Origin of the sequence: Actinosynnema sp. CA-299493 (genome assembly GCF_050946825.1) — a bacterium.
Classification (GTDB): Bacteria; Actinomycetota; Actinomycetes; order Mycobacteriales; family Pseudonocardiaceae; genus Actinosynnema.
In genome coordinates, this window is record NZ_CP191993.1 from 9,271,642 (window position 1) to 9,296,978 (window position 25,337).

Consider the following 25,337-nt stretch of genomic DNA (forward strand, 5'->3'; position numbering starts at 1 on the left):
CGTAGGCCGGCGTTCACCGCTTGTTAACCCACCAGGTCTTCTCCGACCAGGATCGCTTCGGTCGGCACGGCGTGCTCGGACGTGCGGCCGAGGGCCAGCAGCCCGGCGGCGAGGACGCAGCACACCGCGGCGACCACGAACGGCTGGGCCAGGTGGCCGACGAACGTCGCCGCCAGCGCGCCGCCGAGCCAGCGCAGGAAGTTGTAGCCGGCGCTGGCCACCGGGCGCGGCGCGGGGCTGACGCTCATCGCGGCGCTCGTGAACAGGGTGTTGAGCAGGCCGGACACCACACCGCTGACGATCACCGCGACGACCAGCAGCGGCTTGTTCGGCACCGCCATGACCAGCATCAACGCCGCGAACGCGAGCACCGCGGCGACGGTGGCGCGGCGGTCGCCGAAGCGGTCGGCCAAGCGCGGCGCGAGCCAGACGCCGGAGACCGCGACGCACGCGCCCCAGCCGAAGAAGACGAGCCCGATCTGCACCGCGCCCCAGCCGAGGACGAACGGCGACCAGGCCAGCACGGCGAAGAACGCGGCCGTGTAGAGGGCGGAGCCGGTGGCGGTGCGCAGCAGGCCGGGGTGGCGCAGGGCGCGCAGGGGGTCGAGGAGCCGGATTTCGTGCCGCGGCTCGTCGTCGGCGAGGAACACCGAGCACAGCACGAACGCGATCGCCATCAGCACGGCGGTGCCGATGAACGGCCCGCGCCACGAGAAGCTGCCGAGCAGCGCGCCCAGCAGCGGTCCGACGGACAGCCCGAGGCCGAGGGCGGCTTCGTAGAGCAGGATCGCGCCCTTCTGGCCGCCGGTGGCCGCGCCCACGATCACCGACAGCGCGGTGGCGATGAAGAACGCGTTGCCGAGGCCCCACACGGCGCGCAGGCCGACGAGTTGGCCGATGCCGCCGGCGAGCGCGCAGAGGGCCGTGGCGACCACGATCAGGGCCAGGCCGCCGACGAGCGTGCGCTTCGCGCCGAAGCGGGCCGACGCGACGCCGGTGAACAGCATGGCGACGACCTGGACGCCCAGGTAGGAGGAGAACAGGAGGGTGACCTGCGACGGTGTGGCGTGCAGGCCCTCGGCGATCGACAGCAGGATGGGGTCGACGAGCCCGATGCCCATGAACGCGATCACCGCCGCGAACGCCGTGACCCACACCTGACGGGATTGGTCGAGGAAATTCACTTAGCTACCCTAACCGATTTTGATTAGCTTAGCGAAGTAAGGTCGTTCACACTACGGTCAGGGGTGTGGATGCGGTGGTGTTCGACCTCGACGGCGTGCTGGTGGACTCCGAGCGGATGTGGGACGAGGTGCGCCAGGCCTTCGCCGCCCGGCACGGGGGCACGTGGCTGCCCGCGGCGACCAGGGCGATGCAGGGCATGAGCACGCCCGAGTGGGCGACGTACCTGGTGAGCGAGGTCGGCGTGCGGCTGACCCCGGCCGAGGCGGCGGCCGGGGTGATCGGCGAGATGGCCGAGCGCTACGCCGAGGGCCCGCCCGTGCTGCCGGGCGCGGTGGACGTCGTGCGCGTGGTGGCGTCCCGCCACCCCGTCGCCATCGCCAGTTCGTCCCCGCCGGTCCTGATCAAGTCGTTCCTCGCCGCGACCGACCTGACCGACGTCGTCCAGGTGGCCGTCTCCAGCGAGCAGGCGGGCGCGGGCAAGCCGGCCCCGGACGTCTACCTCCTGGCCACGTCGAAGCTGGGCGTCGACCCGGCCCGCAGCGCGGCGGTGGAGGACTCGACCAACGGCCTGCGCGCCGCCCTGGCCGCCGGCATGACCGTCTACGCCGTCCCGAACCCCCACTTCCCGCCGGACCCGGCCGTGTTGACGCACGTCACCGTGTTGCGGCGGCTGTCGGACCTGCCCGGAGCGCTGCCGACGCCCTAGCGTGCCCACCATGGAGCGACGAGTTGCGGTGGTCACCGGTGCGGCGCAGGGCATCGGGGCGCGGGTGGCCGAGGTGTTGCGCGCGGACGGGTACGAGGTGGTCGGGTTCGACCTGACGGAGACCGACGGCGGCGTGGTGGGCGACGTGTCGTCGCCGTACGACGTGGCCAGGGTGGCCGAGCGGGTGGGCGACCGGGTCGACGTGCTGGTCAACAACGCCGGGATCGCGGGGATCGTGCCGTTCGAGGACACGTCCCTGGAGCTGTGGGAGCGGATGGTGGCGGTCAACCTGACCGGGCCGTTCCTGCTGACGCAGGCGCTGGGGCGGGTGATGCTGGCGCGCGGGCGGGGCGCGGTGGTGAACATCGCGTCCGTGGCCGGGCTGCGCGGCGTCGCCGACCGGGCCGTCTACAACACCACGAAGCACGGGCTGATCGGCATGACGCGCACGCTCGCCGTGGAGTGGGGCGGGCGCGGTGTCCGGGTCAACGCGGTCTGCCCGGGGTGGGTGAAGACCGAGATGGACGTCGAGTCGCAGGCGGGCGGGCACTACGACGACACCGACATCACCGACCACGTGCCGATGGGCCGGTTCGCGGCGCCCGACGACATCGCGCAGGCCGTCGCCTTCCTGGCCGACCCGACCCGCAGCGGCTTCGTCAACGGCGTCGCGCTGCCGGTGGACGGCGGCTGGACGGCCGACGGGTCGTGGCAGTCGCTGAGGCTCTCCAAGCGCTGAGCACGGCGGAGCCCCCTGTGCCCGAGGCCGGGCGCAGGGGGCTCCACCGCGGAGGTCAGCGCTCCACGTCGCCGCGGATGAACGCCTCGACCGCCTCGTGCGCCTCGGAGTCCGAGTACTGCACGGGCGGCGACTTCATGAAGTACGACGACGCCGACAGGATCGGGCCGCCGATGCCCCGGTCCAGCGCGATCTTCGCCGCGCGCACCGCGTCGATGATGATGCCCGCCGAGTTGGGCGAGTCCCACACCTCGAGCTTGTACTCCAGGTTCAGTGGCACGTCGCCGAACGCGCGACCCTCCAGCCGCACGTACGCCCACTTGCGGTCGTCCAGCCACGCGACGTAGTCGGACGGGCCGATGTGCACGTTGCGCTTGCCGAGGTCGCGGTCGACCTGGGAGGTCACCGCCTGCGTCTTGGAGACCTTCTTGGACTCCAGCCGCTCCAGCTCCTTCATGTTCAGGAAGTCCATGTTCCCGCCCACGTTGAGCTGCATCGTCCGGTCGAGCTGGACGCCGCGGTCCTCGAACAGCTTGGCCAGCACGCGGTGCGTGATGGTGGCGCCGACCTGCGACTTGATGTCGTCGCCCACGATCGGCACGCCGGCCGCGCGGAACTTCTCCGCCCACTCCGGGTCGGAGGCGATGAACACCGGCAGCGCGTTGACGAACGCCACGCCCGCGTCGATGGCGGCCTGCGCGTAGAAGCGGTCCGCCGCCTCGGAGCCGACCGGCAGGTAGGACACGAGCACGTCGGCCTCGGCGTCGCGCAGCGCCCGAACCACGTCGACCGGCTGCTCGTCGGACTCCTCGATGGTCTCCCGGTAGAACCGGCCGAGCCCGTCGAGGGTGTGACCGCGCTGCACGGTGACGCCGAGCGGCGGCACGTCGGCGATCTTGACCGTGTTGTTCTCGCTCGCCCCGATGGCCTCGGACAGGTCCGTGCCGACCTTCTTGGCGTCCACGTCGAACGCGGCGACGAACTCGATGTCGCGCACGTGGTAGTCGCCGAACCGGACGTGCATCAGACCGGGCACGCGGGTGTTCGGGTCGGCGTCGCGGTAGTAGTGGACGCCCTGCACCAGCGACGCCGCGCAGTTGCCGACCCCGACAATGGCCACTCGAACAGTGCGGCGGTTGTCGCCCATGCCGAGTCCTCCTTAGTTCTTCCGTGCTCTTATTCGGGGTGTTATTGGTCCTGCTCGCGCTGTTCGGCCTGTTCATGGGCGATCAGCTCGTTCAACCACCGCACTTCGCGCTCGGTGCTCTCGAGCCCGAGCCGGTGCAGCTCCCGGGTGTACCGGTCGATGCGTTCGCTGGTAGCCGATAACGAGGTGCGCAGCCCCTCGCGGCGCTCTTCGACGCGGCGCCTGCGGCCTTCGAGGATGCGCATCCTGATCTCGACGGGGGTCCTGGAGAAGAACGCCAGGTGGACGCCGAACGAGTCGTCGTCCCACGTCTGGGGTCCGGCGTTGACCAGCAGTTCGGCGAACCTCTCCTTGCCCTCCGCGGTGAGCTTGTAGACCTTGCGCGCCCGACGGCCCCACCGGGCCGAGTCGTCCTCGGGCACTTCCTCGACGATGAGGCCGGCACGTTGCAGCTTGCGCAACGTGGGGTACAGCGTCCCGTAGGAGAACGCGCGGAACGCACCCAGCAGCTCGTGCAGGCGCTTGCGCAGCTCGTAGCCGTGCATGGGCGCCTCGTGCAGCAGCCCGAGCACCGCGAACTCCAGCACGGGCACCTCCTCGCTCCGGTGAGCGCCGATGGGTGCGGTCAGTATATCGGGGCGATACATCCGCGCACGCCGTCACGGTGTCGCGTGGCACACAGCGACCCCTGCCTTCGGCCTGCTGCCCCGAACGGCCCATCGACGCGGTTGGGGCGGCACGTACTCTGGTCGTCGTGTCGACCCAACGCCAGGTCGTGGACTACGCCTTGCAGCGCCGTGCGCTGCTGGCGGAGGTCTACGCGGGCCGAGTGGGCACGATGGAGGTCTGCGACGCGAGCCCGTACCTGCTGCGAGCCGCGAAGTTCCACGGCCGGCCGAGCGAGGTGACCTGCCCGGTGTGCCGGAAGGAACCGCTCACCCACGTGTCGTGGGTCTACGGCGACGAGCTCAAGCACGCGGCCGGGTCCGCGCGCACCGCCGACGAACTGGCCCGCATGGCGACCCTCTTCGAGGAGTTCACCGTGTACGTGGTCGAAGTTTGCCGCACATGTAGTTGGAACCACCTGGTGCAGTCATACGTCCTGGGAACGCGTGGCCTGAACTCATCCAAGCCACGCAGGAGGACCGCGGCGGAGTGAACGTGCTCCGACCACGGGCGCCGCTCCGGCGAGGAGCAGCGGCGTACGACCACCGAACCGCGTGCAACGGCACGCCGGTCTGGGAGGCCATTTCGTGAACGACCAGCATGACGACAGGCATCGTGGCGCGGAGCCGCAATGGCCGACCGGGGAGGACCCGGACGGCGGCGGGCACCCACCGCGCCACGGCGCCGGGGATCAGCCGGAGCGTCCGAACACCCCGCCAGGTGGTTTCGCGCGCACTCCGGCGGACGGACCCGTCCCCGGGCACGGCACCCCGCCGGGCGGGTTCGTCCGTCCCGGCGCGCCGCCGGCGGGTGGCCCACCGGCGGGTGGCACGCCACCCGGCGGCATCCCGCGCGGTGGTCCGCCGCCGCGCAGGCCGGGCGGACCCGTGCCCCCCGCAAGCGGACCCGTGCCTCCCGCAGGCGGACCCGTGCCCAACGCGGGTGGACCCGTGCCCCACGGCAGGCCGGGCGGTCCGCCGACCGGTCCCGGTGGCCCGGCCGTCGCGGGCAGCGTGCCCGGCGGCCCCGGCCGGCGCCCCACCACGCCTCCCGGCGGCATGCGCGGACCCGGTGGTCCCGTGCCCCCCGGTGGCCGGCCACCGGTCGGCGGTCCGGGCGGTCCGCGCCGACCCGGCGGTCCGGTGGGTCCGGGCGGTCCCGGTCAGGCGGGTCCGGGCGGCCCCCAGCGGCGTCCCGGCGAGGAGCCGACGGACCTGCTGCCGCCCGTCTACCAGACCACGCCGCGCGAGCCCGAGCTCCTCACGCACCGCGAGGACGAGGTCGAGCTGGAGCCGTTCTACGACGACGAGTACGACGAGGAGCTCACCGAGGAGGAAGCCCGCGCCGTGCGTCGCAAGAAGGTCTGGCGCCGCGTGCGCCGCGCCACCTACGTGGCCTTCGGCCTGATGCTCCTGGCGCCGGTCGCCGCGTTCGCCATCGCCTACCAGGTGGTGGAGGTGCCGAACCCGGAGGTCGTCGCGGCCGAGCAGGGCAAGGCGATCACGGTCCTCTACGCCGACGGCACGGAGATGACCAAGATCGCGCCCGGCGAGGCGAACCGGACCCTGGTCAAGTACGAGGACCTGCCGGACTCGATCAAGCACGCGGTGTACGCGGCGGAGGACCCGACGTTCGAGACGAACGTCGGCTTCGACCTCACCGCGATCGCGCGCGCGGGGTACTACCAGCTCAAGGGTGAGCAGAGCGGTGGCTCGGGCCTGACGCAGCAGTACGTCAAGAAGGCCACCGACCAGTCCGACATGACGCTGACCCGCAAGTTCACCGAAGCCGTCACCGCGTACAAGATGTCCGAGCAGCAGGACAAGGAAGACATCCTCACCGCCTACCTGAACACGATCTACTTCGGCAAGGGCGGCTACGGCATCAAGACGGCGGCGAAGGCCTACTTCGGCGTCAACGAGCTGAAGGACCTCACGCCCTCCCAGGCCGCCCTGCTCGCGGGCATGATCCAGAACCCGAGCCGGGACTGGCAGCAGGCGTACATGGAAGAGCGCTGGAACTACGTGATGGACCAGATGCTCAAGTACAACTGGATCGACCCGGCCTACCGGAACACCGAGAAGTTCCCGCAGCCGGTCGAGCAGGTCGACCAGTCGGGGTTGAGCTCCATCCGCCTGCACATCCGCGAGCAGGTCATCCAGGAGATGGCCAAGGTCGAGTGGGACGTCGAGAAGGCGCAGAAGGTCGGCGTCACCGTGCACACCACCATCGAGCCGCCGAAGCAGCAGGCGGCCGAGGACGCGGTGCACGAGGTCCTCGGTCCCCAACCCAAGGAGCTGCGGTCCTCGCTCACCGCGATCGACCCGCAGACCGGCGCGGTGAGGGCGTACTACGCGGGCGAGGACGGCACCGGCCTGGACTACGCGACGAACACCCTCCAGGAGGCGGGCTCGTCGTTCAAGCCCTTCGACCTGGTCGCCGCGCTGAAGGCGGGCAAGGGCCTCGGCTCGACCTACGACGGCCGCTCGCCGAAGACGTTCAACCTCGGCGGCACCAGCATCACGATCCGCAACGCGTCGGACCGGAACAACACCTGCGGCGAGCAGTGCCCCATCCGCAAGGCGATGGAGATGTCGCTGAACACGGTGTTCTACGAGATGGTGATCGACATCGGCACCCAGCCGGTCGCCGACGCCGCCCACGCGGCGGGCATCCCGAAGTCGGTCGAGGTGCAGGGCCAGCAGAAGAAGCTGCTGGCCAACGAGAACGGCGGCCCGCCGAACGTCGGCATCGCGATCGGCGGTGGCGAGGCGCAGGTCCGGCCGTTCGACATGGCCTCGGCCTACGCCACGTTCGCCGCGCGCGGCGTCTACCACGAGCCGTTCTTCATCTCGAAGATCACCAACGCCGAGAACAAGGCGGTCTACCAGCACGTCGACGTGTCGCGGCTGGCGTTCGACCCGGAAGACCCGCAGAAGAACCAGGACATCGCGGACAACGTCACCGAGGCGCTCAAGCCCGTCCTCACGTACTCGAAGATCCCGTGCGCGGGCCGCGAGTGCGCCGGCAAGACCGGCACGCACGAGCTGCCCGACGACGCCAGCCAGAACTCGAAGGCCTGGATGGTCGGCTACACGCCGTCGCTGGCCACGTCGGTGTGGCTGGGTCGCGACGAGGGCAACGTGGCGCTGAAGGACAACAAGAACAACCCGATCTTCGGTGGTGGCCTGCCCGGTCAGATCTGGAAGAAGTTCATGGACAAGTCGCTGGAGGGGACGCCGGCGGAGCCCTTCCCGAAGCCGCGGAAGATCGGTCAGTTCGACGACCCGAAGCCGACGACCACCACGACCCAGCCGACGACCACCACGCCGAAGCGGGAAGAGGAGAACCGGTCGACCACGACCGAGCCCACCACGACCAAGCCGACGACCACCACGCCGACGCGCACCACGCGTCCGTGCGTCGGCCTGGCCTGTCCGCCCACCTCCACCACGACGGAGGAGAACGAGCCCAACCCGATCGGTGGCGGCGGTAGTCCGCCGACGGGTTAGCACCCGCGGTCAGCGCACGTGAGGAGGGGTCCGGCCGAGTGCCGGGCCCCTCTTCGCGTGCCGGGCCCGCGGCGACGGCGCGACGATCACCCCGGGTTCGCGACGACCTCACAACTTCCGTCGACCCCTGCCCGTAGCATCCGTCACCGTGGCCAGCCCCTCGCAGCACTCGCAGGCGACCCCCGACGGCTCGCGGGCGAACGCCGACGACACCGACTCGCTCAGCCCCGGCGAGCGGGTCAACCCGACGTGGACCGAGCCGCTGGCGCGGGCGGCGAGCAAGCCGCTGGGCGGACCGGTCGGCAGGCACGCGTCGGTCGGGCGGCAGTGGTTCTGGACGCCGCTGCGGGTCGTGCTGCTGTTCGCGGTGGTGACGCTGGCGCTGGCGTGGTTCCAGAAGTCGCCGTGCGTGCAGCAGTACGTGGACGACAACGGCGTGGTGCAGCTCGACTGGCGGGGCAGCAAGCAGTTCACCGCGATGTGCTACTCCGACACCGTGCCGCTGTACACGGCGGAGCGCTTGGACAAGCCGGACACGTTCCCCTACAAGACCTCGTGGGTGGACGACGAGGGCAAGCCGACCGCGCACGTGCGGTACATGGAGTACCCCGTGCTGACGGGCATGTTCCAGCTGCTCAACGCGCGCATGGCGCAGGGCTGGACGGTGATCGCCTCGTCCGGGTGGCTGCCCAACCCCATGACCGTGATCGTGTACTTCAACATCACCGCGCTGTGGCTGGCGCTGGCGTGGCTGGTGACCGCGTTCGCGGTGGCGCAACTGGCCAGGCGACGGCCGTACGACGCGGTGCTGGTGGCGGTGTCGCCGTTGGTGGTCGTGCACGCGTTCACCAACTTCGACACGCTGGCCACGGCGTTCGCCACGGCGGGGATGCTCGCGTGGGCGCGCAAGAAGCCGGTGCTGGCGGGCGTGCTGCTCGGGCTGGGCGGCGCGGCGAAGCTGTACCCGCTGTTCCTGCTCGGGCCGTTGCTGCTGCTGTGCTGGCGCGCGGGCAAGCTGCGGGCCGGGTGGACCACGTTCGGCGCGACGCTGGCGACGTGGGGGCTGGTGAACGCGCCGATCGCCTGGCTCTACCCGGACGGCTGGCGCGAGTTCTTCCGGCTCAACACCGAGCGCGGCGTCGACCCGGACTCGCTCTACAACGTGATCGCGCAGTGGACCGGGTGGCCGGGCTTCGACCCGGGGCTGCCGCACGGGCAGGCGCCCGAGGTGCTGAACACGGTCAGCGCGGTGCTGTTCCTGGTGTGCTGCGCGGCGGTCGGGTTCGTGGCCATGTCCGCGCCGCGCCGGCCGAGGTTCGCGCAGCTGGCGTTCCTCGTGGTGGCCGCGTTCCTGCTGACGAACAAGGTGTGGAGCCCGCAGTACTCCCTGTGGCTCGTGCCGCTGGCCGTGCTGGCGCTGCCGAGGTGGAAGCTGCTGCTGGTGTGGATGGCGGTGGACGCGCTGGTCTGGGTGCCGCGGATGTTCTTCTACCTGGGCGTGGACAACAAGGGCCTGCCGATCGACTGGTTCCTCGGCGCGGTGGTGGCGCGCGACGTCGCGGTGCTCGTGCTGTGCGGCCTCATCGTCCGCGAGATCTACCGGCCGGCCCTGGACAAGGTGCGCCAGGCCGGTGACGACGACCCGTGCGGCGGGTTCGTCGACGACGCGCCGGACCGGTTCGCGCTGCGGTTGCGGCGGCGGCGCCCGGACGACGCCCCGGTGCCCGTCGGCGTGGGCGGCTGAGCAGCGCCGGTCGCGGGCGGTCGGGCTGACGGCGGTCGCGGGCGGTCGGGCTACGCGGTGGTCGTGGGCGCCGGCCGGCGTCGGGCCGGCCGGCGGTCGGCGAACGTGACCTCGGAGCGCAGGAAGACGAAGAACAGCGCCACCAGCAGCGCCGCCCGGCCCCACACGCCGATCACCACGGCCTGCGCCGACAACCCGTCGTAGATCCCGGACGGCTCGCCGAACTCGATCGCGTAGAACCAGCGGAAGATGCCGACGCCCATGGCGAGGTCCGCCGCGAAGTACGCCGCCACCCAGCCCCAGTGCACCCTCAGCAGCACGAACATCGGCACCAGCCACAGCGTGTACTGCGGCGAGTGCACCTTGTGCAGCAGCAGGAAACCGCACAGCATCGACGCCGACACGGCCACCCACGGGTAGCTGCCCTCGGCCAGGTACCGCCGCCAGCCGAGCCGGCACGCCAGCGCGAACGACAGCACGATCGCGAGCGGCGACAGCACGGCCACCAGCGACTGCATGGCGTCGTCGGGCATGAAGGGCCGCATCGACCAGAACCAGATCGAGTTCGTGGTGATGTCGACCCGTCGCAGGCCCTGGAACGCGAACGACGCCTGCCAGCCCTCCAGCCCGGCCACCGCGAACGGCAGGTTGACCAGCACGACCGTCACCACGGCCGCCAGCGCCGGCTTCACCGCGCCCGCGAGGTCGTAGCGGGCACCGCGCGGCAACCACCGGCCGCCGGGACCGCCGGTCAGCACGTACAGGCACAGCGGCAGCACGAAGATCGCCGGGTAGACCTTGAACGCGAACCCGAGGCCCAGCAGCACGGACGCGACCACCGCGCGGTCGACCAGCGGCCGCTCGCGCCGTCCCCAGCCCCGGTGCACCACGTACACCGCCGCCACGGCGCAGCACACGACCGGCAGGTCCCAGTTGTGGAACGCGTAGAGCACCACCGGCGGGCCCAGCGCCCAGATCAGCGCGCGCCACCGGCTCAGCTTCCCGAGCAGCCACCCGGCGGCCAACCCGAACGGCGCCATCAGCAGCGCCGAGAACAGCAGGAACGCGGCGTCGGTGCGCGCCGGGATCGCGCCGGCCCAGATCATCAGCCCGGTCAGCACCGGGTACTCGACCACCCCGCCGACCAGCACGCCCTTGCTGTCGATGCTCCCGTTCACGTACGGGAAGACGTGCCGGTCGATGTCGCGGCCGATCCACAGGTGCTGGATGTCGGAGTAGCAGACCTCGGCCTTGTTGCGCCGCTCGTAGTCCGGCCCGCTGCGGCCCCACTGGTCGAACTCCGGCCCGGTGCAGCGGTCCTTGTTGAGGAAGCCGGCGAACATCGTCAGCCCGCACAGGAGGACGACCGCGGCGAGCGCGACCCGGCCGAACCGCGACGGCGGCGACCCGGCGCCCGCGCGCTCCGGCACGGCCACCACCTCCCGGGTCACCCTCAACGACCCAGGTGCTCGCGGAGGAACGCGATGTCCGCCGCCTGCCCTTCGTCCGGGGTCTCGACCAGCACCGGCGAACCGGCGGCGGCGGCCACGGCGACCAGCTGCCCGGGGTCGATGGTGCCGGACGCGATGTTGGCGTGCCGGTCCCGCGAGGAGCCGAACTCGTCGCGCGAGCTGTTCAGGTGGACCAGGTCGACGCGCCCGGTGATGGCCTTCACCCGGTCCACGATGCCGACCAGGTCCTCACCGGAGGCGAACGCGTGGCAGGTGTCCAGGCAGAACCCGGCGCCGAACTCGCCGACCGCGTCCCACAGCCTGCCGAGCATGTCGAACGTCCGCGCCATGGCGTTCTCGCCGCCCGCGGTGTTCTCGATCAGGATCGGGACCGCGAAGCCGCCGCTCTCGGCCTGCCGCTCGAACATCTTGCGCCAGTTGGCGATGCCGTCGTTCGGGTCCTCGCCCTTGGCGACGTGCCCGCCGTGCACGATCAGGCCCTTGGCGCCGACCTTCGCCGCGGCGTCGGCGTGCTGGAGCACCATCTTCCGCGACGGGATGCGGATGCGGTTGTTGAGCGACGCCACGTTGGCCAGGTACGGCGCGTGGACGAAGACGTCCAGGTCGGCGGCCAGCAACCCCTCCGTCTGCGGGTGCGGCTTCGGCGCCTTCCACCCCTGCGGGTCGGCCAGGAAGAACTGCACGACGTCGGCGCCGCGGTCGGCGGCGGCGCCGAGCGGGTCGTCGTCGCGGACGTGAGCCCCGATGCGCATGGGTGTGGAGGGTAGTCGGACGGCGAAACGCGCCGACGGCCGCCGGCGATACGAAATTTGTCATCGAGGGGGATGGCCCACGTCACTATCAGCACCTACGCTCGTTACTTGTAAGTAGGAAACAAGGAACGCAGCCGTCACGCCAGGAGGCCAGACATGCGGATCCGGCTCACTCGACTGGTGGGCGCGGCGGCCGTCGTGCTCGCGGTCGGCACGGCCGGCGCCGCGGCGGGCTCCGGTTCGGCCGCCGCCGCCGAACCCGTCGTGGTGGGCAGCTGCGCGACCACCGTGCAGGGCGCGCCCGGCACCCCGGTGGCGCTGAGCCCGGTCGCGGTGCTCGACCCGATCGTGCAGCTGATCCGGGCGGTCCCGCTGCTCGGGCCACCGCTCGCGGAGCCGTTCCGCCAGGCGTTCTCGGCGCTGCCGCCCATCGCGATCGGCGCGATCCCCACCGGCTCCGGCGTCATCACCGGCGGCGACATCGCGAACAAGGTCAACGCGGAGCTGGTCAAGCTGCCGCTGCTCGGGCCGATCGTCGTGACGCTCGCCAACGGGGTGCGCACCGAGCTGACCAAGCTGTGCGGCGTCACCGTGCAGGGCGTCAACGCCGCCGTCGCGCCCGTCCAGGACGGGTCGAAGGCGCTCGCGGACGCCTCCGGGCAGGCCACCGGCCAACTGCCGGGCCTGCCGAACCTGCCCGGCGGCACGCCGTCGCCCAACCAGCCGCCGCAGACCGGTCAGCCGGGCGCGAACCCCGGCACCGGCAACCCCGGCGCCACCCCGGGCGGCCAGGCGCCGGCGACCAACCCGGTCGGCGGCGTCAGCGGGCTCGACGTGCCGCTGTACGGCGCGAACCCGTGGGGCGGCAACTTCGGCCGCGTGCCGCTGTTCGGCTACGGCGCCCTGCCGTTCGCCGTGCCCGGTCGGTACGCGCCGTCTCCCGGCGTGCGCTACGGCGGCGGGGTGAGCGGCTACCGGCCCGGCTACGGCGTGCCGGGCGCGGACGACCCCGACGGCGTGCAGACCGCGGGCCGCGCCCAGGCGCTGCCCGGCTCGGGCCGGATGGGCGGCGGTGTGGCGGCGCCCGTGCTGCTGGCCGTGCTGCTGCTGTCGTGCGTGACGGGCGCGCTCGTGCGCACCTGGGTCCTGCGCCGGGCCGTCGCCTCCGCCGCGTAGGGAGCCACCTCCCGGGCACCGCCGGCGGGCGCGGCCCGACCGCCTGTTACCCTTCCCGGGTTGCTGACGCGACGACCCTCCTGCCACGGAACGTCCGTGGCCGCCGAGTCCACAGGAGGTGAGTGGTCTTCATGCGTCATTACGAAGTGATGGTCATCCTCGACCCCAGTCTCGACGAGCGCACGATCGCGCCGTCCCTCGACACGTTCCTCAACGTCATCCGCACCACGGGTGGCAACGTGGAGAAGGTCGAGGTGTGGGGCAAGCGCCGGCTGAGCTTCGAGATCAACAAGAGCGCCGAGGGCATCTACGCCGTCCTCGACCTGATCTCGAGCCCCGACGCGGTGAAGGAGCTGGACCGCCAGCTCGGCCTGCAGGAGACGGTGCTCCGGACGAAGGTCATCCGGCGCGATCCCGCCAAGGCCGCGAAGACCGCGGCACGGATCGCCGCCAAGGCCGCGGCCAAGGCCAAGGCCTAGGAGCCCTCGACTATGGCAGGCGAGACGACGATCACGGTGGTCGGCAACCTGACCGCCGATCCCGAACTCCGCTTCACCCAGTCCGGCGCCGCGGTGGCGAGCTTCACCGTGGCATCCACCCCCCGCACGTTCGACAAGAACAGCGGCGAGTGGAAGGACGGCGAAGCGCTGTTCCTGCGGTGCAACGTGTGGCGGCAGGTCGCGGAGAACGTGGCCGAGTCCCTCACCCGCGGTTCGCGCGTGCTCGTTTCCGGGCGGCTGCGCCAGCGTTCCTTCGACACGAAGGAAGGCGAGAAGCGCACCGTCATCGAGCTTGAGGTCGACGAGATCGGCCCCTCGCTGCGCTACGCGACCGCGAAGGTCAACAAGGTGAGCCGTGGAGACGGCGGCGGCGGCTTCGGCGGCGGCGGTCAGTCCCGCGGTGGCGGTGGCGGCGGTTCCGCACCGGCGGACGACCCGTGGGGCTCCGCGCCCCCGGCCGGCTCCGGTGGCTTCGCCGACGAGCCCCCCTTCTAGACCCGGCACCGGTCCACTCCACACTTCACTGCGTAATACCAGGAGTCCACACATGGCCAAGCCGCCTGTGCGCAAGCCCAAGAAGAAGGTCTGCGCGTTCTGCAAGGACAAGAACGCCAACCTGATCGACTACAAGGACACCACCCTGCTCCGGAAGTACATCTCGGACCGGGGCAAGATCCGCGCCCGCCGGGTCACCGGCAACTGCTCCCAGCACCAGCGCGACGTCGCGGTCGCCGTCAAGAACGCCCGCGAGATGGCGCTGCTGCCCTACACCTCGACGGCTCGCTGAGAAAGGGGACGGCATCGTGAAGCTCATCCTCACCGCTGACGTGACCGGCCTCGGCGGCCCCGGCGACATCGTCGAGGTCAAGGACGGCTACGGCCGCAACTACCTGCTGCCGCGCGGCCTGGCGATCATCGCCACCAAGGGCGCGACCAAGCAGGTCGAGGTCATCCGCCGGGCGCAGGACACCCGCCGGGTGCGGGACCTGGACCACGCCAAGGAGATCAAGGCCACGCTTGAGGGCCTCGGCTCCGTGACGCTGAAGGCCAAGTCCGCGACGGGCTCGAAGAAGCTGTTCGGCTCCGTCACCTCGTCCGACGTCGTGTCGGCCGTGCGCGCGGCCGGCGGCCCGACGCTGGACAAGCGGTCCGTCGAGATCGCGGGTCACATCAAGACCCTGGGCAAGCACTCGGTGAACGTCCGGCTCCACCCGGAGGTCACCGTGGCGCTCTCGGTCGAGGTCGCCAGCTCGGTCTGACGTTTCTTTCCGGGAAGCGCCGTTCGACCAGGTGTTCTGGTCGGGCGGCGCTTTCGCACGTCTGGCTGTGGACAACTCTTGTGACACGTCGGTCGCGACACGCCGTGCCGGCGGTTACACGCGACACGCCGACGGTGTGACGCACTACTTTTCCACAAACTTATCCACAGGCCTTGACCTGCGTCGACTTTTGTCTGGGCCCGAGTTGTACCCAGGTTGTCCACAGGTTTCCCCAGCCCTGTGGTCAGCTGGGCGCAACCATCCCCAAGCTGTCCACCGAGTTGTCCACAGGTGGGTTTGCCTACGCCATCCAGGTGGCTCTAGCGTCGCTGGACCACGAGGCGTGGCGTGGCGGACTTTGTCGGACCCACGAGGTACAACATCCGCACGGCAGCAGATTGGGGTGAGCTCACGGTGGCGCTGGTGGACGACCGGGGCATGGCCGAGCCCGGCTTCGAACGGCAGCCGCCGCAGGACCTCGCCGCCGAGCAGTCGGTGCTCGGCGGGATGCTGCTGAGCAAGGACGCGATCGCCGACGTGGTCGAGGTCCTGGCCCCCAACGACTTCTACCGGCCCGCGCACCAGGCCGTGTACGACTGCGTCCTGGACCTGTACGGGCGCGGCGAGCCGGCCGACCCGATCACGGTGTCCGCCGAGCTGGAACGCCGGGGCGAGCTGCTGCGGGTGGGCGGCGCGCCGTACCTGCACACCCTGATCGCCACCGTGCCGACGGCGGCCAACGCCTCCTACTACGCCGAGATCGTGGCGGAGAAGGCCGTGCTGCGGCGGTTGGTCGAGGCGGGCACGCGGATCGTGCAGCTCGGCTACAACGGCGCCGAGGGCGCGGACGTGGACGAGGTGGTCGACCGGGCGCAGGCGGCGATCTACGAGGTCACCGAGCGCCGCACCACCGAGGACTACGTGGTGCTGGAGGAGCTGCTCCAGCCGACCATGGACGAGATCGACGCCATCGCCTCGCGCGGCGGCTCGTCGCTGGGCATCCCCACCGGCTTCGCCGACCTGGACGAGCTGACCAACGGCCTGCACCCGGGTCAGATGATCATCGTCGCGGCCCGACCGGGCGTCGGGAAGTCGACGCTGGGACTGGACTTCGCCAGGTCGTGCTCGGTGAAGCACGGGCTGACCAGCGCGATCTTCTCGCTGGAGATGTCGCGCACGGAGATCGTCATGCGCATGCTCTCCGCCGAGGCGCGCATCCGGCTCGGCGACATGCGCGGTGGGCGGATGAGCGACGACGACTGGACGCGGTTGGCGCGGCGGATGAGCGAGATCAGCGAGGCGCCGCTGTTCGTCGACGACTCGCCGAACCTGACCATGATGGAGATCCGGGCCAAGGCGCGGCGGTTGAAGCAGCGCCACGACCTGCGGCTGGTGGTGGTCGACTACCTCCAGCTGATGTCGTCGGGCAAGCGCACCGAGTCCCGCCAGCAGGAGGTCTCGGAGTTCTCCCGGAACCTGAAGCTGATCGCCAAGGAGCTCGAGGTGCCGGTGATCGCGATCAGCCAGCTCAACCGCGGCCCGGAACAGCGCACCGACAAGCGCCCGCAGCTGTCCGACCTGCGTGAGTCCGGCTCGCTGGAGCAGGACGCCGACATGGTCATCCTGATCAACCGCCCGGACGCCTGGGAACGCGACGACCCGCGCGCCGGCGAGGCCGACCTGATCATCGCCAAGCACCGCGCGGGCCCGACGGCCACCATCACCGTCGCCCACCAGCTCCACTACAGCCGCTTCGCCGACCTCGCCCAGGGCTGACCACCCCGCCGTCAGCCGGGTCGGCAGGAGGCGGGCGGGTCGATCAGCGGTTCGGGCGGACCGCTCGGCGCAGGGCGTCGAGCGTGGTCTCCGGCGAGGTGTTGAAGCAGAACACGACGCCGGGCACGAGCCGGGTGAGCAGGTTCACCAGCCGTTCGAACAGCAGCGTGTGCTCCGGCGCCATCCGCAGGCCCGCGCCGATCATCACGACCCCCACCGGGTGGTCGGCCACGCACTCGCGGACCTTCCGCTCCGCTTCGTCCGGGTCGGTGGAGACCTGGCACGGCACGATGTCGAACCCCGCCTCGCGCAGCGCCGCCTCGCCCGCCGCGATCCGGGCGGTCAGCGCCTCCTCGTCGAGGCCGGGGTACCTGCGGTAGTCGATCGTGCCCGGGTGCAGCCCGAGCGAGAGGATTCCGGTCACCACGGAACGGTCCCATCCCGGTCGAAGAAGCCGCCGGTCGGTCCGTCCGGACCGAGGCCGGCCAGTCGGACGATGGCGTCGGCGCCCTCGACCACGGTCTGGAAGCCCTCGTGGCCGGTGAGGTCGGTCGCCGTGTAACCGGGGTCGACGGCGTTGACCAGGATGCCGTCGAGGGCGCGGGCGTACTGGCTGGTGATCATGTTGAGCGCCGCCTTCGACGCGGGGTAGCCGAGCCGGGGCGGCGCCAGGTCGAACCAGCGCGGGTCGTTCGCCACCGTGAACGACCCCATGCCGCTGGACACCATCACGATCCTGGGCTGCTCGGCGGCGCGCAGCAGCGGCAGGAAGGCGTTCGTCACGCGGACCGCGCCGAACACGTTCACCTCGAACACCTCCCGCAGCGAAGCGGCCGTCGTGTCGGCCGGCGGGCTCGTCGGGCCGCCGACCCCGGCGTTGTTCACGAGCACGTCCAACCGGCCCACCTCCCTGCGCACGGTGTCGACGGCCGTCGCCACCGACTCGTCGGAGGTCACGTCGAGCGCGACGAACCGGACGGCCGGTCCTGCCGCCGCCAGTTCCGCCGCCGCCGCGCCGCCACGTCCGGTGTCCCGGGCCGCGAGGTACACGTCCCACCCCAGGGCCGCGAGCCGGCGCGCCGTCTCCCGCCCCAGTCCCTTGTTCGCCCCGGTGACCAGGGCCGTCGTCGTCATGGCGGCAGCCTGACCGCCGGGTGCGGACCGGCGCCAGGACCACCGGCGCCTGGGATCGCCGGTACCACCCCGGGAGGCCGCCGCTTCGGCAGGATGGTGGTCGTGGACAGAGCTGAACTGGCGGCCGTGCTGCGCACCGCGCGGTCACGCGTCAAACCCGCCGACGTCGGCCTGCCGGCCGGCCCGCGCAGGCAGGTGCCGGGGCTGCGCCGCGAGGAGGTGGCCCAGCTCGCGGGCCTCGGCGTCGACTACGTCGTCCGCCTGGAGCAGGGCCGGGGCCCAAGCCGTCGGCCCAGGTGCTCGGCTCGCTGGCCAGGGCGCTGAGGCTCGGTGACGACGACCGCGACACCCTGTTCCGGCTCGCCGGCGCCCCGCCGCCGCAAGCCGGCCGCGTCCCGACGCTGGTCCGGATGAGCGTGCTGCGGCTGCTGGACCGGATGTCGGACCTGCCCGCCCTGGTGCTGTCGGCGAAGTCCGACGTGCTCGCCTGGAACCCGCTCGCCACCGCGCTGTTCGGCGACTTCTCCGTGCTGCCGCCCGCCCGGCGCAACCTCATCCGGCAGCGGTTCCTCGGTGACGGCACCGGCCGCGTCGCGCTGTCGCCGGAGTCGGACTCGGACTCGGACTCGGCGGCCGGCTGCGTCGGTTGCCTGCGGGCCGCGCAGGCCCGCTACCCGCGCGACCCCGACCTCGCCCGCCTCGTCGCCGACCTGCGCGGCGGCAGCGCGCGGTTCGACGCCCTGTGGCGGGCCGGGCGCTCCGGGCGGTTGCGGGCCGGCGCCGCCACCGTCGAGCACCCCGGGCTCGGCCCGCTCACCCTCGACTGCGACGTCCTCCTGGTGCCGGAGTCGGACCAGGCCCTCCTGGTGTACTCGGCCGCGCCCGGCACCCCGTCGGCGTCGGCCCTGGACCTGCTCCGCGTCACCGGCATCGAGCAGTTCCACCGCTGACGGCCGCCACCGGAGCCATCAGGAATGGAGAAGCGCAGGTCAAGTCGCGTGCTTAGGCTGAACGCCATGGAGATCACGATCAACACGAGCGTCCTGCCGCACGACGACCCGGAGGCGTCCCTCGCCTTCTACCGCGACACCCTCGGCTTCGAGGTCCGCAGCGACGTCGGCCAGGGCCGGATGCGCTGGATCACGGTCGGTCCCGTGGGCCGGCCCGACACGTCCATCCTCCTGGCGCCGCCCGCCGCCGACCCCAACGTCACCGAGCGCGAGCGCGACACCATCACCGAGATGATGGCCAAGGGCACCTACGGCTGGATCCTGCTGGCCACCCCGGACCTCGACGCGACGTTCGAGAAGGTCCAGGCGGGCGACGCCGAGGTGGTCCAGGAGCCGACCTCGCAGCCGTACGGCGTCCGCGACTGCGCCTTCCGCGACCCGGCGGGCAACCTGGTCCGCATCCAAGAGCTCCGCTGACCGGGGAGGCTTCCCACCATGTGCCACCCCGCGTGGGCACGCGCGCGCACCGCTGCGCGACGCCTCGAAGACCTGGCGCGCTTGCGCCGCGTGCGAGACCTGATCGACCGCGACCTCGCGCGACCGCTGGACGTCCTGGCGCTCGCCCGCGCCGCGGACATGCCCGCCCGCCGCCTCAGCCGCGAGTTCCGCGACGCCTACGGCCGGTCCCCGTACTCGTACCTGGTGGCTCGTCGCGCCGAGCGGGCGAGTCACCGGTTGTGCGCTTGGTGAGTCGTTCCCGCACCGCGGGAACTGCGCATACGATCAAAAGATGCCACCCGACGCGGCGCGGCGCAGCGACCGTTCGAGGCGGGCGATCCTCGTGGCCGCGTGGGAGTTGGTCGAGGCGCTCGGCCACTCCCGGTTGACCATCGAGGCGGTGGCGGCGCGGGCCGGGGTCGGCAAGCAGACGATCTACCGGTGGTGGCCGTCGAAGGGGCCGCTGCTGTTCGACGCCTTCGTGGAGTTCGGGCCGGTCGGCGCGGACGAGCTGCCCAGCGGCGTGCTGGCGATCGACCTGAAGCGGGAGCTGCGGGCCGCCGCCGAGGAGCTGGCCGAACGGCGGTTCGACCAGGTGTGCCGGGTGCTGGTGCACGAGTCCCGCACGGACCTGGTGACGTTGCTGCTGATGCCCCGCCGGATCGCGCTGGAGGACCGATTGCACGCGGCCCGGCGAGTGGGCGACGTGCGGGCCGACGTCGACGTGCCGGCGTCGGTGGAGTTGTTGTTGGGACCGGTCTACCAGCGCTGGTTCTTGCGGACGGCGCCGTTGACCGAGGAGTTCGTCGACGCGGTGGTCGATCTCGTGCTCCGCGCGCTGAGCGGGTGACCGTGATCGGTAGGGTTCGCCGATCATGGGGTACGCGGTGGTCGACGTGGAGACGACCGGGTTCTCCGCGCGCGGTTCGGACCGGGTGGTCGAGGTGGCCGTCGTCGGGCTGGACGACGCGGGCCGGGTGACCGACGAGTGGTGCACCCTGCTCAACCCCGGGCGCGACCTCGGACCGCAGCACGTGCACCGCATCCGCGCCGCCGACGTGTGGCACGCGCCGACGTTCGCGCAGGCCGCGGGGGCGCTGACGGCACGCCTCGCCGAACGGGTCGTGGTCGCGCACAACCTGTCGTTCGACGCCCGGTTCCTGACCGCCGAGTTCGCCCGCGCCGGGGTGGACCTGCCGGTGACGGGCCTGTGCACGATGCGCCTGGCCGACCGGTACCTGCCGGACCGGGCCGGGAGGTCGCTGGCCGCGTGCTGCGAGGCGGTCGGGGTGGTGATCGGCTCGGCGCACTCCGCGTTGCACGACGCCCGCGCCACGGCCGGCTTGTTCGCCCACTACCTGGCCTCCGGCGTGCCGGCGGCCGAGCCCGTGCCGCGCCTGCCGTTGGCCGACGACGTGGTCGAGGTGCGTCGTGGCGCGGCCGCACCCGCGGCGCACCGGCCGGAACTGGTGACGCTGGTGCGCGGTGACCGGGTCGTGTTCACGGGCCAGATGCACGCGCCGCGCGAGGAGTGGGTCGACCGGGCCGCGTCGGTCGGGCTGGTCAGCCAGGGGCACGTGACCAGGGCGACCCGCCTGGTCGTGGCCGCCGACCCGTTCACGTTGTCGACCAAGGCGCGCCGGGCGCGGGCGTACCGGGTGCCGATCGTGTCCGAAGAGGACTTCGCCGGGATGCTGGACCTGCTGGGTGTCACCGCGCCGGCCGAAGATCACCGGACCGGGTGGCGCCGGGCCTATTGAAAAGCCCGCTACCCGCGGGGAGGCTCTTCACGGACAGGCCATGCCTCAGCGGAAGGCACCAGTCCTATGAGCACCGTGCAGGCGAGCACCGCGCAGACCACGGCTTCCCGTGCCGTGTGGGACGAGTTCGTCTCGGGACTGCCGGTCGGGGTGCTGCTCCAGGACGAGCACGGCGTGGTGCTCGCCGCGAACCCCATGGCGTCGTCCCTGCTCGGGGACGCCCGCGCCCGTGACGACTCCGGCGCGCCGCTGCCCAGCTGCGCCGAACTCGCCGCGCAGGTGCTGCGCACCGGATCACCGCTGACCATCCCGATGGCGCTGCCGCACGCCAAGGTGTGGGCCGAGTACTTCCCGGTCGAGGCGCGCGGGCAGGTGCTGGTGCTGCTGCGGCCGGTGCAGGCGGACGTGCCGCACAGCGCCGGGCTGCTCGACGCGCTGACCGGGCTGCCGGGCCGGGCGCTGCTGCTCGACCGGCTGGACCAGGCGTTGATCCGGGCGCGCACCAGGGGCACGTTGGCCTCCCTGGTGCTGGCGGACGTGCACCGGATGGCGGCGGTGAACGCGGCCCACGGCTTCGAGCGCGGCGACGAGCTGCTGGCCGTGCTGGGGAAGCGGCTGCGGCAGGGCTTACGGGCCGACTACACGGTGGCGCGGTACGGCGGCGACTCGTTCGCCGTGGTCGCTGAGCACCCGAGCGGCAGCGGCGAGGCGGTCGCGGCCCGGGTGCGCGAGCTGACCGGACGTGCCGTGCGGCTCGGCGGCGAACGCGTGCGCACCGGGGTGCGGGTGTGCTGGGTGACCAGCGACGGCGAAGCGCCGCTGCACTCGGTGATCGCGCACGTCGAGGAGCGCCTGCGCCGCTGACCCACCTCGACGCCGAACCACGTCGACACCGAACCGCGGGACCGCACACGTACGACCGGGCCCCTGGCACGTCGAGTGCCAGGGGCCCGGTCGCGGGGACGGGTCGTGGATCAGATCCGCGGCATCACGGCGGTGTCCTCAAGCGGGTTGAAGACGCTGCGCGCGTCGATGCCCGCCAGGGCGGGAGCCTGGGCCTCGGTGAACCGCGCCGGGCCGACGCCACCCTGCGCCGGGTTGACGTTCATACCGCTCAGGGACAGCGGCGGAACCATCGGGGACTCGGTGCGGGGCTGCGCCACGCCGGGCGTGGGCAGCACGAACGGCAGCCCGGCCGGCGCCGCGACGGGCAGCGACGGCAGGGTGCGGCCCTGGGCCAGGCCCTCCAGCGGCAGACCCTGCAACGGCAGGCCCTGCAACGGCGAACCCTGCAACGGCAGGCCCTGGAGCGGCAGGCTCTCCACGAGCGGGAGACCCAGCGTGGAGGTGAGGTCACCGACCAGCGGCAGGCTGCCGCCGAACGAGCGCTCGTCCGACTCCGACTGCACCGAACGGACCAGCACACCCGCCACGGGCACCGTGCGGAGGGCGGCACGGGTCGCCTGGGCGACCGGCGGCAGCCCGTGCCGGAGCACCTGGTCGACGCTGCCGATGCGCGGCATCTCCTGGGTCGGCAGCTCGGCCTCCGACAGCGCGTCGATCGGCGCGTCGGCCTTGGTCAGCTCCGCCTTGGGCAGCTCGGGCTTGGGCACGGCCAACTCCGGCGCTTCCGGCTTCGGGACGGACCGGGCCAGCAGGCCGCTGCCCGGCAGCTGGACCTGGTCGAGGCGGTCGATCGGCAGACCGCGCAGGTCGTCGATCCCCGGCAGGCCCACCGGCACGGTGAACGGGGACAGCCGGCCCAGGAGGTCCAGGGTCGGCACCTCGGTGACCCGCAGCAGGCTGTCGAGGCTCGCCGGGAGCTGGATGCCCCGGTTCGCGTCGGCGACCGGCGCGGCGTCGCGGTCGTCGCCGGTGCGCACGTCGTTGACGTCGTGCGCGTTCGTGGTGGCCGTGCCCAGCACGTCCACCGGGATGCCGAACATGCGGGCGAACGCCTCGGTCGGCGCCTCCAGGTCGTGCGAGCTGACCGAGCCGCGGCCCGCGGTGGTGGTCACGCCACCGGACTGGCTCTGCGACCGGCTGGCGGTCGCGGCGTCCGCGAGGCCGGCCACGGTCACGGCGTCACCGTGCACCGACGGCGTGAGCGCGGCGGGCGCGGTGAGCAGGTTGCCCGACCACGCGCTGTCCTCGGCGGAGGTCAGGTGCCGGCCGCCGGCGATCAGGCCGGTCCTGTTGTCCGTCCGGGACTCGCCGTTGCCGGCGGCGGTGACGGCGTCGCCGAACACCTGCAACGGGATCGACGGCTGCGCGCCGATGCCGTTGCCCGAGAACGACGCGTCGTCGCCGGAGGTCCGCACGTCGCCGCCGGAGTGCGAGCCGAACTGGTTGCGGCTCTCCGACTCGACGTTGCTGCCCGCGCCGATCGCGCTGCCGAACACCTGCGGCGAGGACGCCTCGGGCAGCGACAGCACGTTGCCCGACAGCGAGCCCTCGTCACCGGTGGTGGTGGCGGTGCCGCCGGAGCGGGAGTCGAGCTTGCTGTCGGTCTCCGACGAGCCGTTGCCGACCGCGACCGCGGAGTCGCCGAAGACCTGGGCCGGGTTCGAGGTGGGCAGGTGCACGATGTTGCCCGAGACGGAGCCGTGCTTGCCGTTGGCCGTCGGCGGGTTGCCGAGGTCGATCTCGGTGTCGCTGTCGGTCTTCGACGTCGGGTTGGCGACCGCGCCGCCCGAGTTGCCGAACACCTGGCCGCCCAGGGCGGTCGGCGCGGACACCACGTTGCTGGACGCGGTGCCGTTGTCGTCGACGCTGGTCGCGACCCGGCCGGAGCGCACGGTCTTGTTCTCGGTGGCCCGGCCGGTCGGCGTGCCCGCCGCGCCGATGCCGTTGCCGAACGCCTCAGCGGGGACGCCGAGCGGAACCTGGCCGACGTTGCCGGAGCCGACCGCGTCGTTGCCGGTCGTGCCGTTGTAGCCGCCGGAGTCCGCCACGACGTCGTTGCCGCAGTCGGCGTCGGCGAGGCCGCCACCGGCCAGGCCGTTGCCGCACAGGTCGGCCGCGCCGGCGGGCGGCAGGTTCGCCGAGTTGGCCGACAGCACGGACCGGTCGCCGTTGGTGTACGTGTCGCCGCCGGAGACCGCGGTGGCCTCGTTCGCGTGCCGGGCCGAGGTGGTGCCCACGCCCGACACCGAGTTGCCCGCGCCGGAGACCGGCAGGGCGACGGGCGCGTCGGCGACGGTGCCGGACAGCACCGAGTCCTGGCCGGCGGTGAAGCTGTTGCCGCCGGCTTCGGCGTCGTGCTCCACGGCGTTGTCGACCTGCGCGTTGCCGGCGCCCGCCAGGGCGTTGTCGCCCGCGGCGACGGGGCCGGCGAACGCGGGCTGGACCACGTTGCCCGCGAGGGTGCCGTCGTTGCCCGAGGTCTGGGACCACATCGGGAGGTCGGTCCGGTCGCGCTGGGTGGTGCCCGCGTCGGCGGACGCCCGGTTCTCGGTGGCGGTGTCCGCGTTGCCCGCGGCGGCGACACCGTTGCCGGTGACCGCGACGACCGGTGCGACCGGCGCGCCGAGGACGTTGCCGCCGCCGGTGCCGCGCTGTCCGCTGGTGCTCAGCGAGCCGACGGCCTGGGCGTCGTTCGAGGACGAGGCCCCGCTGAAGGAGTTGCCGCCGGCGGCGACCGCGTTGTTGGTCACCTGCGCGGGCACCGCGCCCTGGACGGCCGCGATGTTGCCCGACAGCGAGCCGTCCTCGCCCGAGGTCCGGACGCGGTCGCCCGCGACCGCCCGCTGGTGGGACGTGGCGTGGGACTCGGCGTTGGCCAGTGCCGCGACGGCGTTGCCGTTGACCTGGGGCGAGACGGCGGCGGCGGCGTGCGCCACGTTGCCGGCCAGCGTGCCCCGCGACCCGTCGGTCCTGATCTCGCCGGTGCTGGTGGCCGACTGGGCGCACACGCCGTCGGCGTAGGCGTCGCCGGTGGCCGCGATCGCGTTGCCGCAGACGCTGACCGGCACGACCACGTCGGCGTCGGCGGTGTTGCCGCGGGTCAGGCCCGCGGCCTCGACGCCGGCCGTCCGGTCCTGCGCGCCGCGGACCAGCGGGTTGGCCGGCTCGGCGAGGTGGCGGACGGGCAGGCCGGCCGCGCTCGGGGTGCCGATCTCCTGGTGGATGTCCGGCAGGTCGTGGTTGCCGAGCAGGGTGCCCAGGTTGTTGTGGTCGACGTCGACCGGCACGCGAACCTTGGCGTCGAGCGGGTTCGGTTTCGCGTCGGGGTTGACGTTCTCCTGGGCTGAAGCGATGCCCGTGCCGAGCATCAGCAAACCACCAGTGACAAGTGCGGTCTGGAGACCGCGCTTGGCCCAGGTTTGCATGGGTTCTCCTTCTTCCGGTGTCCCTTGCGG

General features: G+C 72.2%; 26 protein-coding genes. 18 read left to right on the forward strand and 8 right to left on the reverse strand.

What is annotated here, in order from left to right; genetic code table 11:
- Positions 1-23: 23 nt before the first annotated feature.
- Complete coding sequence (locus tag ACQPYE_RS40300) at positions 24-1,184, reverse strand: MFS transporter (protein ID WP_498718361.1); 1,161 nt, start codon at positions 1,182-1,184, stop codon at positions 24-26.
- A gap of 65 nt (positions 1,185-1,249) precedes the next feature.
- Between ACQPYE_RS40300 and ACQPYE_RS40305 the strand changes: the two genes are divergently transcribed.
- Positions 1,250-1,891 (forward strand): HAD family hydrolase, encoded by a 642-nt coding sequence (locus tag ACQPYE_RS40305; RefSeq protein WP_498718363.1) that lies wholly within the window; start codon positions 1,250-1,252, stop codon positions 1,889-1,891.
- A 10-nt stretch (positions 1,892-1,901) separates the two neighbouring features.
- Positions 1,902-2,630, forward strand: a complete 729-nt coding sequence (locus tag ACQPYE_RS40310; RefSeq protein WP_498718365.1) for an SDR family NAD(P)-dependent oxidoreductase — start codon at positions 1,902-1,904, stop codon at positions 2,628-2,630.
- 55 nt (positions 2,631-2,685) lie between these two features.
- Here the strand turns inward: ACQPYE_RS40310 and ACQPYE_RS40315 are convergent, their stop codons facing one another.
- Both ACQPYE_RS40315 and ACQPYE_RS40320 read right to left on the reverse strand, forming a co-directional pair.
- On the reverse strand, positions 2,686-3,777 hold the full coding sequence (locus ACQPYE_RS40315) for an inositol-3-phosphate synthase (protein ID WP_498718367.1): 1,092 nt from the start codon (positions 3,775-3,777) through the stop codon (positions 2,686-2,688).
- Between the two features lie 41 nt (positions 3,778-3,818).
- Entirely contained in the window at positions 3,819-4,364 is a 546-nt protein-coding gene (locus tag ACQPYE_RS40320; RefSeq protein ID WP_498718368.1) for a PadR family transcriptional regulator, read from the reverse strand.
- Between the two features lie 167 nt (positions 4,365-4,531).
- Between ACQPYE_RS40320 and ACQPYE_RS40325 the strand changes: the two genes are divergently transcribed.
- From ACQPYE_RS40325 to ACQPYE_RS40335, 3 genes are all read left to right on the forward strand, one after another.
- A complete protein-coding gene (locus tag ACQPYE_RS40325) occupies positions 4,532-4,936 on the forward strand; it encodes a DUF5318 domain-containing protein (RefSeq protein WP_498718369.1) in 405 nt (134 codons plus the stop codon).
- A 457-nt stretch (positions 4,937-5,393) separates the two neighbouring features.
- Positions 5,394-7,955, forward strand: a complete 2,562-nt coding sequence (locus ACQPYE_RS40330) for a transglycosylase domain-containing protein (RefSeq protein WP_498718370.1) — start codon at positions 5,394-5,396, stop codon at positions 7,953-7,955.
- 148 nt (positions 7,956-8,103) lie between these two features.
- Entirely contained in the window at positions 8,104-9,699 is a 1,596-nt protein-coding gene (locus ACQPYE_RS40335; RefSeq protein WP_498718371.1) for a glycosyltransferase family 87 protein, read from the forward strand.
- A gap of 50 nt (positions 9,700-9,749) precedes the next feature.
- On the opposite strand, the gene ACQPYE_RS40340 is transcribed toward ACQPYE_RS40335, so the two are convergent.
- Both ACQPYE_RS40340 and ACQPYE_RS40345 read right to left on the reverse strand, forming a co-directional pair.
- Positions 9,750-11,150 (reverse strand): glycosyltransferase family 87 protein, encoded by a 1,401-nt coding sequence (locus ACQPYE_RS40340; protein WP_498718372.1) that lies wholly within the window; start codon positions 11,148-11,150, stop codon positions 9,750-9,752.
- Positions 11,151-11,152: 2 nt separating this feature from the next.
- The gene (locus tag ACQPYE_RS40345) at positions 11,153-11,923 is read right to left on the reverse strand and encodes a deoxyribonuclease IV (RefSeq protein ID WP_498718373.1); all 771 of its coding nucleotides are present in this window, start codon (positions 11,921-11,923) and stop codon (positions 11,153-11,155) included.
- A 156-nt stretch (positions 11,924-12,079) separates the two neighbouring features.
- Between ACQPYE_RS40345 and ACQPYE_RS40350 the strand changes: the two genes are divergently transcribed.
- The 6 genes from ACQPYE_RS40350 to dnaB all read left to right on the forward strand — a co-directional run bounded on the left by ACQPYE_RS40350 (position 12,080) and on the right by dnaB (position 16,634).
- The gene (locus tag ACQPYE_RS40350) at positions 12,080-13,099 is read left to right on the forward strand and encodes a hypothetical protein (protein WP_498718374.1); all 1,020 of its coding nucleotides are present in this window, start codon (positions 12,080-12,082) and stop codon (positions 13,097-13,099) included.
- A 131-nt stretch (positions 13,100-13,230) separates the two neighbouring features.
- Positions 13,231-13,578, forward strand: coding sequence for a 30S ribosomal protein S6 (gene rpsF / locus ACQPYE_RS40355; RefSeq protein ID WP_498718375.1), 348 nt, complete (start codon positions 13,231-13,233; stop codon positions 13,576-13,578).
- Between the two features lie 12 nt (positions 13,579-13,590).
- Complete coding sequence (locus ACQPYE_RS40360) at positions 13,591-14,094, forward strand: single-stranded DNA-binding protein (RefSeq protein WP_498718376.1); 504 nt, start codon at positions 13,591-13,593, stop codon at positions 14,092-14,094.
- A gap of 52 nt (positions 14,095-14,146) precedes the next feature.
- The gene (gene rpsR, locus ACQPYE_RS40365; RefSeq protein ID WP_015805710.1) at positions 14,147-14,386 is read left to right on the forward strand and encodes a 30S ribosomal protein S18; all 240 of its coding nucleotides are present in this window, start codon (positions 14,147-14,149) and stop codon (positions 14,384-14,386) included.
- Between the two features lie 13 nt (positions 14,387-14,399).
- A complete protein-coding gene (gene rplI / locus ACQPYE_RS40370) occupies positions 14,400-14,858 on the forward strand; it encodes a 50S ribosomal protein L9 (RefSeq protein ID WP_498723086.1) in 459 nt (152 codons plus the stop codon).
- A 414-nt stretch (positions 14,859-15,272) separates the two neighbouring features.
- Positions 15,273-16,634, forward strand: coding sequence for a replicative DNA helicase (gene dnaB, locus ACQPYE_RS40375; protein ID WP_498723087.1), 1,362 nt, complete (start codon positions 15,273-15,275; stop codon positions 16,632-16,634).
- Between the two features lie 43 nt (positions 16,635-16,677).
- Here the strand turns inward: dnaB and ACQPYE_RS40380 are convergent, their stop codons facing one another.
- Both ACQPYE_RS40380 and ACQPYE_RS40385 read right to left on the reverse strand, forming a co-directional pair.
- Complete coding sequence (locus tag ACQPYE_RS40380; protein ID WP_498718377.1) at positions 16,678-17,058, reverse strand: hypothetical protein; 381 nt, start codon at positions 17,056-17,058, stop codon at positions 16,678-16,680.
- Positions 17,055-17,768: an SDR family oxidoreductase gene (locus ACQPYE_RS40385; RefSeq protein ID WP_498718378.1), complete on the reverse strand. Its 714-nt coding sequence runs from the start codon at positions 17,766-17,768 to the stop codon at positions 17,055-17,057. Before ACQPYE_RS40385 ends, ACQPYE_RS40380 begins: the two co-directional genes overlap by 4 nt.
- 102 nt (positions 17,769-17,870) lie before the next feature.
- Between ACQPYE_RS40385 and ACQPYE_RS40390 the strand changes: the two genes are divergently transcribed.
- The 7 genes from ACQPYE_RS40390 (at position 17,871) to ACQPYE_RS40420 (ending at position 21,840) form a co-directional block, all read left to right on the forward strand.
- Positions 17,871-18,092, forward strand: a complete 222-nt coding sequence (locus ACQPYE_RS40390) for a helix-turn-helix domain-containing protein (protein ID WP_498718379.1) — start codon at positions 17,871-17,873, stop codon at positions 18,090-18,092.
- A complete protein-coding gene (locus tag ACQPYE_RS40395; RefSeq protein ID WP_498718380.1) occupies positions 18,065-18,718 on the forward strand; it encodes an MmyB family transcriptional regulator in 654 nt (217 codons plus the stop codon). The genes ACQPYE_RS40390 and ACQPYE_RS40395 overlap by 28 nt, the downstream gene beginning before the upstream one ends.
- A gap of 66 nt (positions 18,719-18,784) precedes the next feature.
- Positions 18,785-19,195, forward strand: a complete 411-nt coding sequence (locus ACQPYE_RS40400) for a VOC family protein (protein WP_498718381.1) — start codon at positions 18,785-18,787, stop codon at positions 19,193-19,195.
- 18 nt (positions 19,196-19,213) lie between these two features.
- Positions 19,214-19,468 carry a hypothetical protein gene (locus tag ACQPYE_RS40405; RefSeq protein WP_498718382.1) on the forward strand — a complete coding sequence of 85 codons (255 nt, stop codon included), beginning with the start codon at positions 19,214-19,216 and terminating at the stop codon, positions 19,466-19,468.
- 40 nt (positions 19,469-19,508) lie between these two features.
- Entirely contained in the window at positions 19,509-20,066 is a 558-nt protein-coding gene (locus ACQPYE_RS40410) for a TetR/AcrR family transcriptional regulator (protein ID WP_498718383.1), read from the forward strand.
- Between the two features lie 25 nt (positions 20,067-20,091).
- Positions 20,092-20,976 (forward strand): exonuclease domain-containing protein, encoded by an 885-nt coding sequence (locus ACQPYE_RS40415; RefSeq protein WP_498718384.1) that lies wholly within the window; start codon positions 20,092-20,094, stop codon positions 20,974-20,976.
- 66 nt (positions 20,977-21,042) lie between these two features.
- Positions 21,043-21,840 (forward strand): GGDEF domain-containing protein, encoded by a 798-nt coding sequence (locus ACQPYE_RS40420; protein WP_498718385.1) that lies wholly within the window; start codon positions 21,043-21,045, stop codon positions 21,838-21,840.
- Between the two features lie 110 nt (positions 21,841-21,950).
- Here the strand turns inward: ACQPYE_RS40420 and ACQPYE_RS40425 are convergent, their stop codons facing one another.
- Complete coding sequence (locus tag ACQPYE_RS40425) at positions 21,951-25,307, reverse strand: beta strand repeat-containing protein (RefSeq protein ID WP_498718386.1); 3,357 nt, start codon at positions 25,305-25,307, stop codon at positions 21,951-21,953.
- Positions 25,308-25,337 lie beyond the last annotated feature (30 nt).

What these genes read in the sequence shown, in the direction of transcription:
- ACQPYE_RS40410 (WP_498718383.1), top strand. Translation starts at nt 19,509, where the DNA reads ATGCCACCCGACGCGGCGCGGCGCAGCGACCGTTCGAGGCGGGCGATC.
- ACQPYE_RS40345 (WP_498718373.1), bottom strand. Translation starts at nt 11,923, where the DNA reads ATGCGCATCGGGGCTCACGTCCGCGACGACGACCCGCTCGGCGCCGCC.
- ACQPYE_RS40400 (WP_498718381.1), top strand. Translation starts at nt 18,785, where the DNA reads ATGGAGATCACGATCAACACGAGCGTCCTGCCGCACGACGACCCGGAG.
- ACQPYE_RS40310 (WP_498718365.1), top strand. Translation starts at nt 1,902, where the DNA reads ATGGAGCGACGAGTTGCGGTGGTCACCGGTGCGGCGCAGGGCATCGGG.
- rpsF (WP_498718375.1), top strand. Translation starts at nt 13,231, where the DNA reads ATGCGTCATTACGAAGTGATGGTCATCCTCGACCCCAGTCTCGACGAG.
- ACQPYE_RS40350 (WP_498718374.1), top strand. Translation starts at nt 12,080, where the DNA reads ATGCGGATCCGGCTCACTCGACTGGTGGGCGCGGCGGCCGTCGTGCTC.
- ACQPYE_RS40420 (WP_498718385.1), top strand. Translation starts at nt 21,043, where the DNA reads ATGAGCACCGTGCAGGCGAGCACCGCGCAGACCACGGCTTCCCGTGCC.
- rpsR (WP_015805710.1), top strand. Translation starts at nt 14,147, where the DNA reads ATGGCCAAGCCGCCTGTGCGCAAGCCCAAGAAGAAGGTCTGCGCGTTC.
- ACQPYE_RS40315 (WP_498718367.1), bottom strand. Translation starts at nt 3,777, where the DNA reads ATGGGCGACAACCGCCGCACTGTTCGAGTGGCCATTGTCGGGGTCGGC.
- ACQPYE_RS40415 (WP_498718384.1), top strand. Translation starts at nt 20,092, where the DNA reads ATGGGGTACGCGGTGGTCGACGTGGAGACGACCGGGTTCTCCGCGCGC.
- ACQPYE_RS40405 (WP_498718382.1), top strand. Translation starts at nt 19,214, where the DNA reads ATGTGCCACCCCGCGTGGGCACGCGCGCGCACCGCTGCGCGACGCCTC.
- ACQPYE_RS40360 (WP_498718376.1), top strand. Translation starts at nt 13,591, where the DNA reads ATGGCAGGCGAGACGACGATCACGGTGGTCGGCAACCTGACCGCCGAT.
- ACQPYE_RS40425 (WP_498718386.1), bottom strand. Translation starts at nt 25,307, where the DNA reads ATGCAAACCTGGGCCAAGCGCGGTCTCCAGACCGCACTTGTCACTGGT.
- ACQPYE_RS40385 (WP_498718378.1), bottom strand. Translation starts at nt 17,768, where the DNA reads ATGACGACGACGGCCCTGGTCACCGGGGCGAACAAGGGACTGGGGCGG.